The organism is Acidaminobacter sp. JC074 (genome assembly GCF_022496765.1).
GTDB lineage: Bacteria > Bacillota > Clostridia > Peptostreptococcales > Acidaminobacteraceae > JABXKX01.
This window is the reverse complement of sequence record NZ_VANV01000165.1, coordinates 1-395: the sequence shown is the minus strand read 5'-3', so window position 1 is coordinate 395 and position 395 is coordinate 1. Positions and strand designations below refer to the sequence as shown.

Below are 395 nucleotides of genomic sequence, written 5' to 3'. Positions count from 1 at the left end.
GAACCCACGTGGGCTTGCACCCTAACGGTTTTCAAGACCGCCCCGTTATGACCACTTCGGTACCTCTGCTGGAGCAGAAGACGGGATTTGAACCCGCGACCCTCGCCTTGGCAAGGCGATGCTCTACCACTGAGCCACTTCTGCATAAGTTGGTGCGGGTAAAGGGAGTCGAACCCCCACGTCGTAAGACACTAGATCCTAAGTCTAGCGCGTCTGCCAATTCCGCCATACCCGCACGGAAAATATTAAAAAAATGGCGATCCAGAACGGGCTCGAACCGTCGACCTCCAGCGTGACAGGCTGGCGTTCTAGCCAACTGAACTACTGGACCGCATTTGGTGGGAGTAACAGGACTTGAACCTGTGACCCTCTGCTTGTAAGGCAGATGCTCTCCC

3 tRNA genes are annotated in these 395 nt (G+C 55.4%); all 3 read right to left on the bottom strand.

What is annotated here, in order from left to right:
• Positions 1 to 69: 69 nt before the first annotated feature.
• The 3 genes from EZV73_RS28515 to EZV73_RS28505 all read right to left on the bottom strand — a co-directional run bounded on the left by EZV73_RS28515 (position 70) and on the right by EZV73_RS28505 (position 331).
• Positions 70 to 144 (bottom strand) — tRNA-Gly (locus EZV73_RS28515).
• A 6-nt stretch (positions 145 to 150) separates the two neighbouring features.
• Positions 151 to 235: transfer RNA gene (locus EZV73_RS28510), tRNA-Leu, on the bottom strand.
• A 19-nt stretch (positions 236 to 254) separates the two neighbouring features.
• Positions 255 to 331: transfer RNA gene (locus EZV73_RS28505), tRNA-Asp, on the bottom strand.
• Between the last annotated feature and the right edge of the window lie 64 nt (positions 332 to 395).